Genomic DNA, 18,166 nt, shown 5'->3' on the forward strand with positions numbered 1-18,166 from the left:
AAATAATTAACCAAAAAACCTTAAAACTATGGCAGATTTACAAAAACAACAGACCGCATTGGGCGATGTTGCTGCAAGACAATTAGCAATCGCAACTCGTACCGTTCCTCAAATTGGCACTATTACACCGCGCTGGTTAACGCATCTTTTGCATTGGGTTCCTGTAGAATCAGGAGTGTTTCGTTTGAATAAAGTTAAAAATGCAAACCATATTGAAGTCGATTGTTCTGCCCGCGACGAAAGAGTTTTACCTAACACTTTCGTAGATTATATCGAAAATCCAAGAGAATACAATCTGGCAGCCGTACAAACTATTGTTGATGTTCATACCCGCGTTTCTGATTTGTACAGCAAGCCGTATAACCAAATTTCTGAACAGCTTCGTCTGGCAATCGAAACCATCAAAGAGCGTCAGGAAAGCGAATTAATCAACAACAAAGATTACGGATTATTGAGCAACGTTGCGCCGTCTCAAATTATAAAAACCAGAACGGGAGCGCCAACTCCGGATGATTTAGATGAATTGCTGACAAAAGTCTGGAAAGAACCTGGATTCTTTTTACTGCATCCGCTTGCAATTGCTGCTTTTGGGCGCGAATGTACACGTCGTGGTGTTCCGCCTCCAACAACTTCATTATTTGGATCTCAGTTTTTAACCTGGAGAGGAATTCCGCTTATTCCATCAGATAAATTGCCAATCGTAAAAGGAAAATCAAAAATCATTCTTTTAAGAACAGGCGAAAGTCGTCAGGGCGTTATTGGATTAATCCAGCCGGGATTACAAGGCGAACAATCTCCTGGATTATCGGTTCGTTTTATGGGAATTAATGAAAAAGCCATTGCTTCGTATTTAGTATCGCTGTATTGTTCTTTGGCTATTTTGGTAGATGATGCTATTGCTGTTTTAGAAGATGTAGAAATAGGAAAGTATCATGAGTACAAATATTAACAACAACGGTTTACCAAACATCGACGATCTGCAAAATTTAGCAAACGAGTTGTTTAAAGCTTTACCGAATGAGTTTCCAAAAGAAATTTCATTAAGTCCGGATAAAGCCGAACATCCTCGTGCGGTAAAAATTGCAGAAACGATTTTACATGCCGGAAACAGTGATCAGTTTGGTCATATTCCTGCGGTGAGTCCGTCGAGTGTAACGCCGGCACCGACTGCATTCAGCGGTTTTGGAGCTTCTCCTTCTGTAATAAATTATGGAAATGGAGCATCAGCTTTATACCCAAATGCCGGAGCAGGATTTAATCCGCAAAACAGAAATTCGTCTTCGGGAGTTCAGGAAAACCATGATTTAAATATCAACAATCCGCATAATGGGTTTTATGATTCAAATTTAAAAAACGGGAATTCCCCTCAATTGAATGAAGAAAGTCTTTTCTCGGGTTTTTCATTGAACCATCAATATCTGCCTTTTCAAGCTGAAAATTCTTCTTTTGAGATCGAATTGCAGGCGGCTTTGGCATCTGTTGATACTCAGTTTAAAAAACGTGAAGAATTTCCTTTAAACGGAAATGAAACAGCAAATTCGTATTATTTTTTAGATCAGAATCCTTTTGCATTTGATAAAAGAAGTACAGATATTATTGTTGGAAATTCTTTCGATCATAAAGAGATCCAGCTTTTTAAAGGACATCATTTTGATGCTTCACTGGTAAAAAAGGATTTCCCGATTTTAAGAGAAACAGTAAACGGAAAGCCTTTAGTTTGGTTTGATAATGCGGCAACAACACAGAAACCGCAATCAGTTATTGACAGAATTGCGTATTTCTACGAACACGAAAATTCAAATATCCATCGTGCGGCGCATGAACTGGCGGCGCGTGCCTCTGATGCGTATGAAGCGGCGCGTGAAAAAGTGAAAGTTTTTTTAAATGCCGGTTCTGTAAATGAAATTGTTTTTGTAAGAGGCGCAACAGAAGGAATAAATCTGGTGGCTTCGACCTGGGGCGAACAGAATTTAAATTCAGGCGATGAAATTATTGTGAGTAATCTGGAGCATCATGCGAATATTGTTCCGTGGAAACGTCTTGCTGATAAAAAAGGCTTAAAACTAAGAGTAATTCCTGTTGATGACGATGGTCAGATCCTGCTGGATGAATATGCAAAACTGCTCACCTCAAAAACACGTTTGGTTGCTTTTACACAAGTTTCAAATGCTTTGGGAACAGTAACGCCTGCAAAAAAAATAGTGGAAATGGCGCACGCTGCCGGAGCAAAAGTTTTAATTGATGGTGCACAATCGGTTTCGCATATGAAAGTCGATGTTCAGCATTTAAATCCAGACTGGCTGGTTTTTTCAGGACACAAGTTATTTGGTCCAACGGGAATTGGAGCTTTGTACGGAAAAGAAGATTTACTAAACGAAATGCAGCCGTATCAATCTGGCGGCAACATGATTCAGGATGTGACTTTTGAGGAAATAAAATACCACAAAGCACCCAATCGTTTTGAAGCCGGAACCGGAAATATTGCCGATGCCATTGGTCTTGGCGCGGCAATAGATTATGTCACCAAATTAGGAATCGAAGCCATTGGTCAATACGAGCATTATTTGTTAGAATATGCCACAAAATTATTGAAAGAAATTCCGGGTGTACGATTGATTGGAACTGCCAAAGATAAAGCCAGTGTATTGTCTTTTAATTTACAAGGCTATTCAAACGATCAGGTTGGACAGGCTCTAAATAAAGAAGGTGTTGCGGTGCGAACCGGACATCATTGCGCACAGCCTATTTTAAGAAGAATGGGTGTTGAAACGACTGTTCGTCCGTCATTAGCATTTTATAATACAACCGAAGATGTCGATACTTTTATTAAAACCATTTGGGAACTTAAAAAAGTTAGATTCTAAAAATAAGGAGATTTTGTTCTCTCGAAATAATTACTTTTTTTGATATTTTAAGTAATTATAACCAAAGCGATTGTCTTAGGACAATCGCTTTTTTAATATATAATAAGAAAGTAAAATGACAGCCATTTATTATCCATAAATATGGATTCAAACATGGCTTCGGAAAAGCAGAACATTTATAGAACCCTTTAATCATTCATAGAAATGGCTTCGGAGAAGCTGAATATTTATAGAAATAAATTGCGAAAATATTTAGAGCTCCGGAGGAGCGAAATATATTGGCTGCAAAAATATACCGCCCCGCTGGGGCTTTGTACTGAGAAGGATAAAATATTTTCATAAATATTTCACTCCTTCAGAGCACTCTTAATTGTAAAAAATTAAGATGCCATGGCAATTTCTGGTTCTGTAATACTTGCTAAAGTAAGCGGGTCTGAAAACCCTAAGAAAAATACATCTAATATTTCCTGAAATATAGGATCTGCATTTTCTGTTTGAGAAAAAAGCGTCATTGAGGAACGAAGTTTTCGTGCATTTAATTCACCCAAAATTGCTTCAATCGATTTTGTTTTATATTCTAATAAAACCTTGCAAATTTCAATTAGATGTTTGGCTAAAATAGGATGATTTAGAAAATCTTCTGCCTCTTTTAAATCTGCAAGAGCATAATATTTAGCAATCGTACTTTTTCCTAAACCTTTTATCTGCGGAAAAATAAACCACATCCAATGCGTTTCTTTTTTTCCTTTTTGTAATTCGGAGTAAGCCGTAAGGTAAAGTTTGTTCTGTGCGTCTAAAAAGCGTGTTAAATCATTATTTGCGTAAGCCATCTGAAATAATTTTTATAAGGTTAAACAAATTTTCAGGTCTTTTTTAAGGACATTCAAAACTACTCACGTTCCTGATTTAAAATTTATATAATTAATACAGTTCATTATATAATTCCAATTTGCCAAAAACAAAACAGCTGCGAAAGATTTTCGCAGCTGTACCTTTTATAATTGTAACTGAATTTAGTTTTTAAACTCGTTCAAAGATTTCTCGATAATTTCAAGACATTCATTAATTTGTTCTTCTGTCATTACCAATGGCGGTGCAAATCTAATTTTGTTTCCGTGTGTTGGTTTTGCCAGTAATCCGTTGTCTCTAAATTTCAAGCATATTTCCCAGGCCAGATCAGAATCTTCGCCGCTGTTAATTACAATTGCATTCAAAAGTCCTTTACCGCGAACCAGCGTAATTAAGTCATTCTTTTCGGCAATCTTGTTTAATCCTTCTCTTAGAATAATTCCCAAGCGTTCTGCATTTTCGGCTAATTTTTCGTCTTTTACCACTTCAAGAGCTGCAATCGCAACCGCTGCCGCAACTGGATTTCCTCCAAAAGTAGACCCGTGCTGCCCCGGCTTGATAACATTCATGATTTCATTATTGCATAAAACTGCTGAAACTGGATAAACGCCGCCAGAAATAGCTTTTCCTAAAATCAGGATATCCGGCTGTACATTTTCGTGGTGAACAGCTAATAATTTTCCGGTACGTGCAATTCCGGTTTGAACCTCATCTGCAATAAACAAAACATTGTGCTTTTCGCATAATGCTTTTGCTTTTGCTAAATATCCTTCACTTGGCACATAAACTCCGGCTTCTCCCTGAATAGGTTCAACTAAAAATCCGGCAATATTTTTTGATGATTCTAAAGCTTTTTCAAGAGCTTCGAGATTATCGTATTCAATTTTTATAAATCCATCTGTAAACGGACCAAAGTTTTTACGGGCTGTTTCGTCGTTAGAAAATGAAATGATTGTGGTTGTTCTTCCGTGAAAATTATTCTCGCACACAATAATCTGCGCCTGATTTTCAGGAATTCCTTTTACTTCATAAGCCCATTTTCTGGATACTTTTAGTGCAGTTTCAACAGCTTCTGCACCTGTATTCATTGGCAGTACTTTATCAAAACCGAAATATTTTGTAACGTATTCTTCGTAGTTTCCTAATTTATCATTGTAAAAAGCACGTGATGTAAGCGTTAAGGTCTGTGCCTGATCTATCATTGCTTTCACAATTTTTGGATGGCAGTGTCCTTGATTTACAGCAGAATAAGCAGATAAGAAGTCATAATATCTTTTACCGTCAACATCCCATACATAAACACCTTCTCCTTTTTCTAACACTACAGGAAGCGGATGATAGTTATGTGCTCCGTATTTATTCTCTTTTTCAATCAAAACTTCTGATTTTGACGAAAGTATTTCTTGAGTATTTGCCATGATAATTTTATTTTTTCTGAAACAAAAATATAAAAATTATTTATTTAAGAGTGAAAATAAAACATTTTTAACCTTATTTTAGTTTTAAAAAACAAATATAACTTATTTTAAGCCAAATTAAAGTCATTTTAAAAAATTTGGGTTCAAATTCAATTGAGAGTTTTTTTATCTTTACAGAAATTAAAAATAACGGCATGGATATGTTAGATGAATTTGACGTAAAAATCATCAAAGAATTAGAAAAAGACGGTCGAATTGCTTATTCGACAATTGCTTCTAATTTGAAAATTTCGAATACAATGGTGCATCAGCGTATAAACCGTTTATTTGAGCAGGGCATAATTACAGGAATCAAACCTATTTTAAACGAAAAACAAATTGGGTACGACTGGGCTTCTTTTACCGGAATTACATTAAATAAGGATTCTGATTCTGAAAGAATTATTGAAGCTTTAAAAGAAATTCCTGAAATTACAGAATGCTATTTTGTAACGGGTTCTTTTACGCTTTACCTTAAAATTACAGCTCGAAACCACGAACATATGCGTAAAATATTATACGATAAAATCGACAATATTCCAGGAATTGCCAAAACCGATTCTATGGTCGAATTAGGATGTGCTTTTAAAAGAAATGTCTCTTTATAAAGAATCTCAATTTCATTCAATTTTAAGAATATAAACCTCTCAATAAATGACTTGAGAGGTTTTTTTGTAACATTTTATTTCAGATATTTGTTAAAAATTGTAAAAAATGAAAAATTCGATCACACTTATTTTCGCTGCAATATTGTTTTCAACTACTATGAATGCACAACTAAAACCCGTAAAATATTCTGAAGGAAGCCAGACTTTGAATGGTTTATTTATTAAATCGGCTAAAAAAAGCAATAACAATCCGGGGATTTTGCTTTTACCGGCATGGCTTGGAATTGACAATGCCTCTAAAGGAATTGCCGAAGATTTATCAAAACTGGGTTACCATGTTTTTATCGCTGATATTTATGGAGAAGGAAATTATCCAAAAAATACAGGTGAAGCTGGAAAACAAGCTGGTTTCTATAAAACAAATTACGAAGCGTATCAAAAACGAATTAACGCCGCTTTGCAGGAATTAGTTAAATCTGGAGCAAATGCAGATAATATCGTGGCTATTGGTTACTGTTTTGGAGGAACTGGAGTTCTTGAAGCGGCACGCGGTCATTTAAACGTAAAAGGAATTGCTTCTTTTCACGGCGGTTTAGGAAAAGATGCCGCAAGAAAAACTGAACCTATTACAGCCAAAGTTTTAATTTGTCACGGAGCCGATGATCCGTTTGTGCCAAAAGAAGAAATTACATCATTCCAGCAGGAAATGCGCGATTCTAAAGCAGACTGGCAGATGATTTATTATGCCAATTCAGTGCACTCATTTACAAATCCTGAGGCTGGAAACGACAATTCTAAAGGCGCAGCTTATAACCCGGTTGCTGCTAAAAGATCTTTTGAACATTTACAGCTTTTCTTAAACGAAGTGCTTAAGAAATAATACTTTTTTATAGCAAGCAGATGATACTGATTAAACAGATTTAAAGCTGATTGCAATACATTTAATTCCGAAGATTCATGTAAAAACCAGTGTAAATCTGTTTAACCCGTATAATCGGCCGGCAAAAAATAACCAAACCAAAACCAACTAAAATAACCGATGTCACACAACAAAATTAGAGAAGACAAAACCTGTTTAAACTGCCGGCATGTTGTTGAACAAAAGTTTTGTCCAAACTGCGGGCAGGAAAACAGCGATTCCAGAAAAACATTTCATCATTTGTTTATTCACTTTTTTGAAGATTTAACACATTATGAAAATGCATTCTGGAAAACAATAAAAAATCTTCTTTTTAAGCCTTCTACGCTTACTAAAGAATATCTTTCCGGAAAACGTTTGTCTTATCTTGCTCCGGTTCGTCTTTATATTTTTATAAGTTTTATTACTTTTTTAATGATTTCCCTGTTTCCAGCCAACATAAACGAAAAAATTGATAAAAGTGAAACTGTGCTGAACAAAGAAATTTCGAAAACCAGTGAAAGTATAGACCGAAAGAAAGACAAAAGGTATTTTCATTTTAAGACGATAAAAGAACTTGATTCGATCCAGAAATATGGAAAAGAAAGTGAGAAGCTGAATGCTTCATCGTATTGGGTTTCTGAAAAAGCAATACACGTAACTGAAAAATATACCAAAAAAGAGATTTATGAAAAGTTCGTTGAATCGTTCTTTCATAATCTGCCTAAAATCTTATTTATCATTATGCCGTTTTTTGCTTTTTTTCTGTGGCTTTTTCACAACAAAAAAAGATGGTATTATTTTGATCACGGGATCTTTACGCTTCATTATTTTTCCTTCCTCCTTCTTATCTTTCTCATTATGTTTGTAGTTGACAGGATTGTAGGTTTATTTGGAGAAGACAGTCCGTTGTCATACGTTTCCGGATTAACGACTTTTGCAGGAACAGTCTGGATGTGTTATTACTTTTATCCGGCGCATCATCGTTTTTATGGCGAGTCCAGAATAGTATCTTTTATAAAAAGTTTCTTACTGTTTATAATAAATTCTCTTTTTATTCTATTTTTACTCACTTTATACATTCTTTACACATTTATTAATTTACACTAACAAGTAGAAATGAAAAAATTACTCATTTTATTTTTAATTGCTTCAACAGCGTTTTCATGTAAAAATACGCAGTCGGCAGCAAACAAAGACAATTCAGATCCCTCTAAATATGTCAAGCTTATCTCTGAAAAAGACCTTAAAACAATGCTTTATGTTGTGGCTTCAGATGAAATGGAAGGTCGTGAAACCGGATCTGCAGGACAGAAAAAAGCAGGTCTTTATATGATTGACCAATACAAAAAAAGCGGTATCTCTTTCCCAAAAGGTGCTTCAGATTTTTACCAGCACATTCCGGCATCTTATTTAAATGCAAAACGTAATCAAAATTTACCAGATTCAGAAAATATCTGGGCTTACATCGAAGGTTCTGAAAAACCGGATGAAGTTTTGGTTATTTCTGCTCACTACGATCACGTGGGAATTAAAGACGGCGAAGTCTACAACGGAGCTGATGATGATGGTTCTGGAACTGTAGCGGTTATTGAAATGGCTAAAGCTTTTGCTAAAGCTAAAAAACAAGGGCGCGGACCAAAACGTTCTATTTTGTTTTTGCACGTAACTGGTGAAGAGCACGGATTACACGGATCTCGTTTTTACTCAGAAAATCCTCTTTTCCCTATTGCAAACACAATTGCTGATATCAATATCGACATGATCGGACGCCGTGATGTTGAACATGCAAACACTAATAATTATGTGTATGTAATTGGTGCAGACAGGTTATCATCTGATCTTCATAATGCGGTTGTGGCTCAAAACGAGAAATACATCAAAATGGACTTAGATTTTAAATTTAATGATCCTAAAGACCCAAATCATTTTTATGAGCGTTCTGATCACTATAACTTCGCAAAACACGGTATTCCGGCAATTTTCTTCTTTAACGGAGTTCACGAAGATTACCACGGAAAAGGCGATGAACCTCAAAAAATCGAATACGATGCTTTAACCAAAAGAACAAAACTGGCTTTTGTACTTGCCTGGGATTTAGCTAACAGAGAGAATAGACCGGTAGTTGATAAACCGATTAAGTAAGGTTCTGAGGTACTAAGCTGCTAAGATGCTAAGGTTCTAAGATAAAAAACAAAGGGATGAGTTTATAAAACTCATCCCTTTTTATATTATTAACTAAAGTTTAAAGTCAAACAAAAAGCTTAGAACCTCAGTACCTCAGTAGCTTAGAACCTCAGTACCTCAGTAGCTTAGAACCTCTTTCTAGTCATTCATAGAAATCAAAAACTCTTCGTTGTTTTTTGTTTTCTTGAAACGGTCGTTTACAAAATCCATAGATTCTACCGGGTTCATATCTGATAGATATTTACGCATGATCCACATTCTTTGTAAAGTTTTCTCGTCAAGTAACAAATCGTCGCGGCGTGTACTTGAAGAAGTAAGATCGATTGCAGGGAAAATACGTTTGTTAGCAATTTTACGATCTAACTGAAGTTCCATGTTACCGGTTCCTTTAAATTCTTCAAAGATCACCTCGTCCATTTTAGAACCAGTTTCTGTTAATGCAGTTGCAATGATACTTAATGAACCACCGTTTTCTACATTTCTTGCAGCTCCAAAGAAACGTTTTGGTTTTTGTAATGCATTAGCATCAACACCACCGCTTAACACTTTTCCAGATGCCGGCTGAACTGTATTATAAGCTCTTGCTAAACGTGTAATAGAATCTAATAAAATTACAACATCATGTCCGCATTCAACTAAACGTTTTGATTTTTCCAAAACAATATTAGCGATTTTTACGTGTTCCTGCGGTTCTCTGTCAAAAGTTGACGCGATAACTTCGCCGCGAACACTTCTCTGCATATCGGTAACCTCCTCAGGACGCTCATCAATCAAAAGAACGATTAAATAAACTTCAGGGTGATTAGCAGCAATTGCGTTGGCAATGTCTTTTAAAAGCATTGTTTTACCCGTTTTTGGCTGTGCAACGATCATTCCACGCTGTCCTTTTCCAATAGGAGAAAACAAATCGATAATACGAGTTGATATAGAGCTGCCTTTTTCGGCTAATTTAAATTTTTCAGAAGGGAAAACCGGTGTCAGGTGTTCAAAAGAAACTCTGTCGCGAACAACCTGCGGATCATGTCCGTTAATTTTTAAAACGCGAACAAGAGGGAAAAACTTCTCTCCTTCTTTTGGAGGACGAACCACACCTTTTACGGTATCTCCAGTTTTTAAACCAAATAATCTGATTTGTGAAGTTGATAAGTAAATATCATCCGGAGAAGCTAAATAATTATAATCAGAAGAACGCAAAAATCCATAACCGTCCGGCATCATTTCAAGAACACCTTCGCTTTCGATAATTCCATCGAATTCAAAATCAGAATCTCTGAAATTGTTGCTGTTCTTTTTGTTTTTGTGGTTTTGGTTTTGATTCCCATTGTTACCATTTCCGTTCCCGTTCCCGTTTTGATTTGGGTTCTGGTTTTGGTTTTGATTCGGATTTTGATTCTGGTTGGGATTTTGGTTTTTATTCTGATTAGGATTAATCTTTTTAACCGGGGCAGTATTTTCAGTTTTTTCAGCAACTGGTGCTGTTGTGGTATTTTCTGCGGTTTCTTCTGTCGAAATCACTTCTTTTACAGCTTCTTTTTCCTTTTGCTGTGCGACCTTTTTTTCATAAGCCGACTTATTGAATTTGACAACTTTTGGACCTTTTTTCTCTGCTGTTTTATCTTCAGATACTTCTTGGGCTTCTGCTGGCTGCTTTTCTTCTACAGCTGCAGGAGTTACAATTTCCTTTGGAGCTTCCTCTACAGCATCAAATTCTAGAACGGGAGCACTTTTACTAACTGTTTTTTTAGCAGGAGCAATTCGGACTCTTTTTGGTTTTTCAGTGTTTGCTTCCTTTTCTGCAATAGTTTCTGCCGGCGGTGCAGCTGCCGCTTCCTGATGCGCTAATATCTGAGTAATCAGAGTATCTTTTTTAACGCCGTTAATCTTTATTGTTTTAGCTAGCTTAGCTATTTCTTGAAGCTCAGAAAGCTTCATTTCTTTTAATGCAGAAATATCAAACATGAATGTTCTATGAATTTAATTATTTTAAAGGAAATACTGTAAAAAGAATAGGTAGATAATTTATTTCAATTGACCGCAGTATGAAGTGCTTACGGTATTTTGATGCAATAATACGAATAAAATTTAATCATACAATAGTATTTTAAAAAAAGAAAATATATTTTTGTAAAACAATTTCAAGTTATGTTACAACGAATTCAAACCGTATATTTAATTCTAACCTTTGTAGTTACTGGGGTTTTAATGTTTTTTACGCCGCTTTGGACATTAAATACAGGTAAAGCTTTTTATTTCATGCAAAGCCAGCTTTACACTGTAATTTTAGGTTTAAGCACAATGCTTACTATCATTAGCATTATTTCATACAAAAAAAGACAAAATCAGTTTGTCATGGGCAGACTGAACATAATATTAAATTTAATTTTATTAGGATTGTTTGTATATCGTTCTCTAAATTTATCTGGAGAAACAGCAGAAGCTGTTTCTGAGAAAGGTATTGGGATGTTTCTTCCTATTGCTGCTATCGTGTTATTAGTTTTAGCTAATAAGGCCATCAAGAAGGACGAAGATCTTGTAAAATCTGTAGACCGTTTGAGATAAACCTATAAACTTAATTTTTTGTGCGAAGAGAACCCGAATTTATATTCGGGTTTTTTTGTGCCTTATTTTTCTCTTAAAACAGAATATCCCAAATCATTTCCAAATATCATTTTTGTAAGATATTTTATTCATAAATTTGCATTTTGCGCAAAAAAACATTTATGTCTAAAATAAAAATACATCTTGCCGATGATCATCAAGTATTGATTGATGGACTGACCAATTTATTACAAACGGTTTCAAATTTTGAAATTGTGGGCAGTTCATTGAATGGCGTGGCCATATACGATGATGTAATCAAAAACCAGGCTGATATTCTTGTTTTAGACATTAGCATGCCTCAAAAAGACGGGATTGAAGTTTTAAAAGAATTCAATCAAAAAGGTATTCCGTGCAAAGTCATTATTTTATCGAGTTATGACGACCTGAAAATCATTAAAGAAGTAATGAAATTGGGCGCTAAAGGCTATTTGACAAAAAAATGTGCCGGCGAAAATATAATTGAAGCCATAGGAGCTGTTTATGAAGGACAGGAATATTTTTCGGATGCAGTGAGAGAAAAAATATTCAGCATGTTTTCTCAAAACAACCCAAAACTGAATAAGAATGTTTATATCGAAAATCCTATTTTAAGTCCGAGGGAAATTGAAATCGTAACCTTAATTTGTTTGGAATACAGTGGAAAAGAAATAAGCGAAAAGCTATTCATTAGTGTAAATACAGTTGAAACACACCGAAAAAATATTATGAAAAAACTCAACATAAAAAATACTATCGGACTTGTAAAATATGCTTTAAAAAACAATTTAATTAACGAGTAATTCAATTGATAAATATTCAAAAACAAATAAAATCTATGTCTTTTATTAGAGTTTTCCTATTAGTATTTTTCTTTGTTTCAATTGAAAATAAAGCTTTTAGCCAGGATACTATTTCTTCTGAAAAATCAAAAACGACTGTTTCCGAAAGTTCAAATACAACTAACGTTTTCAAACCAATTAAGCTGGAACAATTACGAAATAAAAAAGTCGTAAGCTTATCTATTGTTCTTATTATTATATTGTTTTTTCTTTTCTATTTTGTGTATCAAAACAACCGTTTAAAACAGAAGATAAAGCGAAAAGACACGAAACAGAAAATCCTCTTAAATGTAATAAACGCCGGAATTGACAGTCAGGAAACTGAACAAAAAAAAATTGCTTCCTTTTTACATGATAATATAAATTCGCTTTTATCTTCGGCCGGACTGCATTTAAATGTTTTTACAACAAAAACCAATATTCAGTCTGAAGAAATTCAAAAAGCAAAAGCCATTCTGGCACAAGCTCATGATCTTTTACGCGACATTTCGCATGACCTCGTTCCTACCCTATTGGTTCGCTTTGGGTTAATTTATGCTTTAGAAGATTTATGCGAAAGAAATTCTAATTCAAGTATTGAGTTTGCATTTTCAAGCTCAGTTACGTCAGAAACCAGATATTCTGAAAAATTCGAAACGAAGCTTTATTTTATTGTTTCAGAATTGGTAAGCAATATAATTAATCACAGTGAAGCACAGAAAGCTCAAATTTCTCTGCATGAAAATAAGAATCAGTTAATTATTATTATTCACGACAACGGAAAAGGTTTTGATGCCGAAAAACTCAACGAAATTGAAGGTTTTGGTTTAAACCGAATCAGGGTTAGAATAAAAAAATTAAAAGGATCATTTTCTATTATATCGCGGGCAAATGAAAACACAGGAACTTCTATAAAAATAAAAGTTCCCATTTCGTAATTTTTACTTTTTACCAATTTCTATAATTTCCAAATCTTTTATTTTATCATCGTCTATTACAAAACGAAGCATAGTGCGCATTTGGTGGAATCCGCTTTTTCCTGCTGCACCGGGATTCATGTGCAATAGGTTATATTTTTTATCAAACATCACTTTTAAAATATGAGAATGTCCGCAAATGAATAATTTAGGCGAATTTGAAGTCATTTCATCTCTAATCGCAGGATTGTATTTTCCGGGATAACCGCCAATGTGCGTAATCCAAACCGATACATTTTCGCACATAAACCTATTGTGCAGCGGAAACTCTAATCTCGCTTTTGCATCATCAATATTTCCATACACACAACGAAGCGGTTTCAGCTTTTTGATAGTATCTGTAACATGCAAATCTCCAATATCACCCGCATGCCAGACTTCATCGGCCTGAGCGACATATTTTAAAATGGTATCATCAATATGAGAGTGTGTATCTGAAAGGAGGAGGATTTTTTTCATTCTAAGGCGCTAAGGTGCTGAGTTGCTAAGATTCTAAGTTTTTCTTTTTTGAGATTTAAAACCTCATAAATGCAAAGGTACAAAGGTTTTTTCTGTAGAGATGCACTACAGGCAATACGTTTTACAAAACCCGCAAATAAACCTTAAAATCTTAGTCTCTTAGAACCTTAGCAACTTTTTTTCGTACCTTTGCACCTCAAAACCTCTGTACCTCACAATGAGATATTTTATTCATTTTGCTTATAACGGAACTCATTATCATGGCTGGCAGTTTCAGCCAAATGCTTCTTCAGTTCAGGAAACTTTAAATAAAGCGCTTTCGGTTTTATTAAATTCAACCATAAATGTTATGGGCGCCGGAAGAACAGATACTGGGGTGCATGCCGAGGAAATGTACGGACATTTTGATTTAGAAAAATCAATTGATATTCCGGTTTTGGTTCATAAACTCAATTCGTATTTACCAAAAGATATTGCGGTTTACAACCTGATTCCGGTACATGATGATGCGCATTGTAGATTTGACGCAACAAAAAGAACATACGAATATCATATCAATACAGTTAAAAATCCGTTTTTAGAAGAATTGAGCTGGTACGTGACTCAAAAGCTCGATGTTGAGTTAATGAATGAGGCTGCAAAGATATTATTGAAGCATACCGATTTTCAGTGTTTCTCAAAAGTAAATACAGATGTTAATACTTTTGACTGCACGATTTTTGAGGCCTATTGGAAACAGGAAAATAGCAAACTGATTTTTACAATTTCGGCAAACCGTTTTTTACGAAACATGGTTCGGGCAATTGTAGGAACTTTAATTAATATAGGATTACACAAAATCACGCTGGCAGATTTTGAAAATATTATTGCCAGCAAAAACAGAGAAAAAGCCGGATTTTCGGTTCCGGCGCATGGTTTGTATTTAACCAAAATTTATTACGATTATTTATAAGCTTTAAGCTTTAGGCAATAGGCTTCAGGCTTATTTCTTACTGTTTACTGCTAATAGCTTACAGCCTAAAGCCTAAAGCTTAAAGCATCAAAAAAATGAAAGCAAAAGCATTTGATACCGGTTTATTTAAACGGATTTTAAAATATACGAAACCTTATAAATGGCGTTACTACGGCGTTATTATTTTTGCGGTTTCGCTCTCTATTTTCGCAGCACTGCGACCTTATTTATTAAAACAAACGGTCGACGGCTATATCAAAACGCACGACAAGACTGGTTTGCTGTTGTATATTATTTTAATGGGAGCGGTTTTGCTGATGGAGGTTTTCTCTCAGTTCTATTTTGTGTATTGGGCCAACTGGCTCGGACAGGATATTGTAAAAGATATTCGCAACAAACTTTTCAAACACATTTTAAGTTTTAGAATGAAATATTTTGATTTGGTTCCGGTTGGGCAGCTGGTTACCAGATCAGTTTCGGATATTGAATCTATAGCCCGTATTTTCAGTCAGGGATTGTTTATGATTATAAGTGATTTGATGAAAATGCTGGTGGTTTTGATTTTCATGTTTTATATGAACTGGAAACTTACCTGGATTGTGGTGGTGGCAATGCCTATTCTGGTTTATATTACCCGAATTTTTCAGCGTAAAATGCAGGTGGCTTTTGAGGAAGTACGTACACAGATTGCCAACATGAATTCGTTTGTTCAGGAACGTGTAACGGGAATGAAAATCGTACAGCTTTTTAACCGCGAAAAAATCGAAGCCGAAAATTTCAGAGTCATTAACGACAAACACAGAGTTGCGTGGATTAAAACCATTTTATACAACTCGATCTTCTTCCCTATTGCCGATATTATTTCGTCGATTACTTTAGGTTTGGTTGTAGTTTTTGGAGGATTCAAAATTTTGAACGGCGATACTTTTACCACTTTTGGAGATTTGTTTTCTTATACGATGTTTATCGGGATGCTTTTTAATCCGTTAAGACAGATTGCTGATAAATTTAACGAGATGCAGTTAGGAATGATTGCAGCCAATCGTGTTTTTGATATTATCGATACTCAGGATCATATTCAGGATACAGGAACAATTGAGGCTCCGGTTTTTAACGGAAGTATCGATTTTAAACAAGTCCGTTTTAGTTATATTCCCGAAGAAGAAGTCATAAAAGGTATTGACTTGTCTGTAAATGCTGGGCAAACTGTTGCTATTGTAGGTTCAACAGGAGCAGGAAAATCGACTATTATTAATCTGCTGAATCGTTTTTATGAAATTAACAGCGGTACGATTTGTATTGATGGAGAAAATATTGAAAATTACACTTTGGCTTCGCTTCGAAAACAAATCGCTGTGGTTTTACAAGATGTATTTTTGTTTGCCGATACGATTTACAATAACATTACACTTCATAATCCTGAAATTACACGCGAAAAGGTTTTAGATGCCGCAAAGAAAATTGGTGTTCACGAGTTTATTATGGGTCTTCCTGATAATTATGATTTTGATGTTAAGGAACGCGGCGTTATGCTTTCGTCTGGTCAAAGACAATTAATTGCTTTTTTACGTTCGTATGTGAGCAACCCAAGTATTTTGATTTTGGATGAAGCAACTTCGTCTATTGATACCTATTCTGAAGAATTGATTCAGCGTGCAACGGAAACGATTACAAAAGGAAGAACTTCAATTATTATTGCACACCGTTTGGCAACAATTGTAAATGCTGATAAAATTGTAGTAATGGATAAAGGTTTGATTGTGGAACAAGGAACTCATCAGGAATTATTAATGAAAACTGATGGATATTATAAAAACTTATACGATTCTCAATTCTCGGTTGCGAATTAAATTACTGATACTTCTTTGAAATTTAGATTAAAAAAAATAACATCCCGACGTGCATTTTTAATTTACATAGCCGTCTCTATTCTTATTACGGTTTCTTCTGTATATATATTGAGTAATTTGATTACTGATCTTACCGAAAAAGCAAATGAAGAGTCAGCACAGCGTAACTTTATTAAAAAACAGGAATTTTTGTCGCAGGAATTCTCAAAATTTCTGGAACAGGAAAACAGAATAAAGCACGTTTTAAAAATAAGTAAACCAGAAGAACTGGCTTCTAACTTACATGTTTTGTCTTCGGTTCAAAACACCAATTTATTGGTAGCAGATAATTGGTTTCAGATAAATGATAATAAAATTCAGTTTGGAACTGATTCTATTTCGGATGACCTAAAAAAAGATGCAGAAAATTTTATCCAAAAAAATAAAGATCAGGATCACATCAGCGTTATTATTCCACAGGGAGAAGAATGGGTTTGGAGAATTTATTTCAGACTTACTTCAAAAAACACAGTTGTTCGTTATGGCTACGATATCAACTTAAAAAAACTTGTTGATTATTTTTCCAGTATAGACATTAAATCGACTAACAATTATGCTTTTATTTTTGATAAGTCAGGAAGATGTATTTATCATCCTGAATTGAATTTTATAGGAAAAAATATTTATGAGGTTTCTTCTACCCGTGCCATTGACACTATATTTCCTAAAAAGCAGGATTATGTAAAAAGAGTTACCATGTCTGAATATTTAGGACTGGATGTTATTCGATTTACAAAAAAATTAGACCTTAGAAACACACATTGGTTTATATGTGTCAATTTTCCAAAAAATGTCAGCGACGAAAATGTAGCGTTGATTAATAAATATTCGACCTGGATATATTCGATTACAACAGTAATGCTTCTGCTGATTTTCTATTTATTCTCGTATGCCAACAGACGTGCTTATAAAGAGAAAGGAATTGCCATTAAAGAAAAAAACAGACTTTTGGTTGAGAATGAAAAAATCATCAAAGAAAAAGCACTTATTCAGCTGCAGCATTTAAAGGAACAGATTAATCCGCACTTTTTATTTAATTCGCTCAACTCACTCTATATGTTAGTAGGAAGCGATGTAAAAACGGCACAAAAATTTACACTGAACTTATCCCGTATTTACCGTTATTTAATTGATCCGCCTGTAAAAAATATTGTACCGCTTAAGGATGAATTATTATTTATCGAAAAGTATATCTTTTTACAGCAGACTCGTTTTAAGGAAGAATTATTCTTTTCTATTAAAATTGAAAACGAAGAAGCGCTCGAAAAGTTCATTCCTTATCTGGGATTTCAGGTAGTGGTTGAGAATGCTATTAAGCATAATATGGCAACACAGGAAAATCCGTTAACGACTGAAATTCTAATTCAAAAAGATCAGGTCATAATCACTAATAATCTTCAAAAAAAGACGCACAGCGAGCCTGGCACAAATTTTGGCTTAAAATACTTGTTAAGTATCTATAACTTCTACTCCAGAACCAATTTAACAACTTCAGAAAATGACGGCAAATTCGTATGTATTCTGCCATTAATATCCATTCACTCCTAAAAAAAAGCCATTCACTCCGTTTTGTTTTTTTTCTGAGCTAAAATCGAATAGTTTCGACGAAAATTAACTTAAACTTAACA

General features: G+C 34.7%; 16 protein-coding genes. 12 read left to right on the forward strand and 4 right to left on the reverse strand.

Features of this window, described 5'->3' with window-relative positions; all coding sequences use genetic code 11:
• The first annotated feature begins 28 nt into the window (after positions 1 to 28).
• Both PQ462_RS16935 and PQ462_RS16940 read left to right on the forward strand, forming a co-directional pair.
• The gene (locus PQ462_RS16935) at positions 29 to 949 is read left to right on the forward strand and encodes a family 2A encapsulin nanocompartment shell protein (RefSeq protein WP_012026619.1); all 921 of its coding nucleotides are present in this window, start codon (positions 29 to 31) and stop codon (positions 947 to 949) included.
• A complete protein-coding gene (locus tag PQ462_RS16940) occupies positions 933 to 2,864 on the forward strand; it encodes a family 2A encapsulin nanocompartment cargo protein cysteine desulfurase (RefSeq protein ID WP_274250886.1) in 1,932 nt (643 codons plus the stop codon). The genes PQ462_RS16935 and PQ462_RS16940 overlap by 17 nt, the downstream gene beginning before the upstream one ends.
• Before the next feature lie 380 nt (positions 2,865 to 3,244).
• Here the strand turns inward: PQ462_RS16940 and PQ462_RS16945 are convergent, their stop codons facing one another.
• Together PQ462_RS16945 and rocD are read right to left on the reverse strand one after the other, a co-directional pair.
• Positions 3,245 to 3,694, reverse strand: coding sequence for a DUF1810 domain-containing protein (locus tag PQ462_RS16945; protein ID WP_274250887.1), 450 nt, complete (start codon positions 3,692 to 3,694; stop codon positions 3,245 to 3,247).
• 183 nt (positions 3,695 to 3,877) lie between these two features.
• On the reverse strand, positions 3,878 to 5,131 hold the full coding sequence (gene rocD, locus PQ462_RS16950) for an ornithine--oxo-acid transaminase (protein ID WP_149206626.1): 1,254 nt from the start codon (positions 5,129 to 5,131) through the stop codon (positions 3,878 to 3,880).
• Positions 5,132 to 5,325: 194 nt separating this feature from the next.
• Between rocD and PQ462_RS16955 the strand changes: the two genes are divergently transcribed.
• The 4 genes from PQ462_RS16955 to PQ462_RS16970 all read left to right on the forward strand — a co-directional run bounded on the left by PQ462_RS16955 (position 5,326) and on the right by PQ462_RS16970 (position 8,821).
• The gene (locus tag PQ462_RS16955) at positions 5,326 to 5,778 is read left to right on the forward strand and encodes an Lrp/AsnC family transcriptional regulator (protein ID WP_012026623.1); all 453 of its coding nucleotides are present in this window, start codon (positions 5,326 to 5,328) and stop codon (positions 5,776 to 5,778) included.
• A gap of 106 nt (positions 5,779 to 5,884) precedes the next feature.
• Positions 5,885 to 6,658 (forward strand): dienelactone hydrolase family protein, encoded by a 774-nt coding sequence (locus PQ462_RS16960; RefSeq protein WP_012026624.1) that lies wholly within the window; start codon positions 5,885 to 5,887, stop codon positions 6,656 to 6,658.
• A 159-nt stretch (positions 6,659 to 6,817) separates the two neighbouring features.
• Positions 6,818 to 7,786 (forward strand): DUF3667 domain-containing protein, encoded by a 969-nt coding sequence (locus PQ462_RS16965; protein ID WP_274250888.1) that lies wholly within the window; start codon positions 6,818 to 6,820, stop codon positions 7,784 to 7,786.
• Between the two features lie 9 nt (positions 7,787 to 7,795).
• A complete protein-coding gene (locus PQ462_RS16970; protein ID WP_274250889.1) occupies positions 7,796 to 8,821 on the forward strand; it encodes a M28 family peptidase in 1,026 nt (341 codons plus the stop codon).
• Positions 8,822 to 9,001: 180 nt separating this feature from the next.
• On the opposite strand, the gene rho is transcribed toward PQ462_RS16970, so the two are convergent.
• Positions 9,002 to 10,822, reverse strand: coding sequence for a transcription termination factor Rho (rho, locus tag PQ462_RS16975; protein WP_274250890.1), 1,821 nt, complete (start codon positions 10,820 to 10,822; stop codon positions 9,002 to 9,004).
• Between the two features lie 183 nt (positions 10,823 to 11,005).
• Here rho and PQ462_RS16980 point away from each other — a divergent pair, with 183 nt between their 5' ends.
• From PQ462_RS16980 to PQ462_RS16990, 3 genes are all read left to right on the forward strand, one after another.
• The gene (locus tag PQ462_RS16980) at positions 11,006 to 11,422 is read left to right on the forward strand and encodes a DUF4293 domain-containing protein (protein ID WP_012026628.1); all 417 of its coding nucleotides are present in this window, start codon (positions 11,006 to 11,008) and stop codon (positions 11,420 to 11,422) included.
• Positions 11,423 to 11,583: 161 nt separating this feature from the next.
• Positions 11,584 to 12,243, forward strand: a complete 660-nt coding sequence (locus PQ462_RS16985) for a response regulator (protein ID WP_274250891.1) — start codon at positions 11,584 to 11,586, stop codon at positions 12,241 to 12,243.
• Positions 12,244 to 12,278: 35 nt separating this feature from the next.
• Positions 12,279 to 13,199 (forward strand): sensor histidine kinase, encoded by a 921-nt coding sequence (locus tag PQ462_RS16990; RefSeq protein WP_274250892.1) that lies wholly within the window; start codon positions 12,279 to 12,281, stop codon positions 13,197 to 13,199.
• Between the two features lie 3 nt (positions 13,200 to 13,202).
• Here PQ462_RS16990 and PQ462_RS16995 read toward each other — a convergent pair whose 3' ends face one another.
• Positions 13,203 to 13,697: a metallophosphoesterase family protein gene (locus PQ462_RS16995; protein WP_274250893.1), complete on the reverse strand. Its 495-nt coding sequence runs from the start codon at positions 13,695 to 13,697 to the stop codon at positions 13,203 to 13,205.
• Between the two features lie 217 nt (positions 13,698 to 13,914).
• Here PQ462_RS16995 and truA point away from each other — a divergent pair, with 217 nt between their 5' ends.
• From truA to PQ462_RS17010, 3 genes are all read left to right on the forward strand, one after another.
• Positions 13,915 to 14,649 carry a tRNA pseudouridine(38-40) synthase TruA gene (gene truA, locus PQ462_RS17000; RefSeq protein WP_274250894.1) on the forward strand — a complete coding sequence of 245 codons (735 nt, stop codon included), beginning with the start codon at positions 13,915 to 13,917 and terminating at the stop codon, positions 14,647 to 14,649.
• Positions 14,650 to 14,744: 95 nt separating this feature from the next.
• A complete protein-coding gene (locus PQ462_RS17005) occupies positions 14,745 to 16,499 on the forward strand; it encodes an ABC transporter ATP-binding protein (protein WP_274250895.1) in 1,755 nt (584 codons plus the stop codon).
• Between the two features lie 15 nt (positions 16,500 to 16,514).
• Positions 16,515 to 18,086 carry a histidine kinase gene (locus tag PQ462_RS17010; RefSeq protein WP_274250896.1) on the forward strand — a complete coding sequence of 524 codons (1,572 nt, stop codon included), beginning with the start codon at positions 16,515 to 16,517 and terminating at the stop codon, positions 18,084 to 18,086.
• Positions 18,087 to 18,166 lie beyond the last annotated feature (80 nt).

Origin of the sequence: Flavobacterium sp. KACC 22758 (assembly GCF_028736135.1) — a bacterium.
Lineage (GTDB): Bacteria > Bacteroidota > Bacteroidia > Flavobacteriales > Flavobacteriaceae > Flavobacterium > Flavobacterium johnsoniae.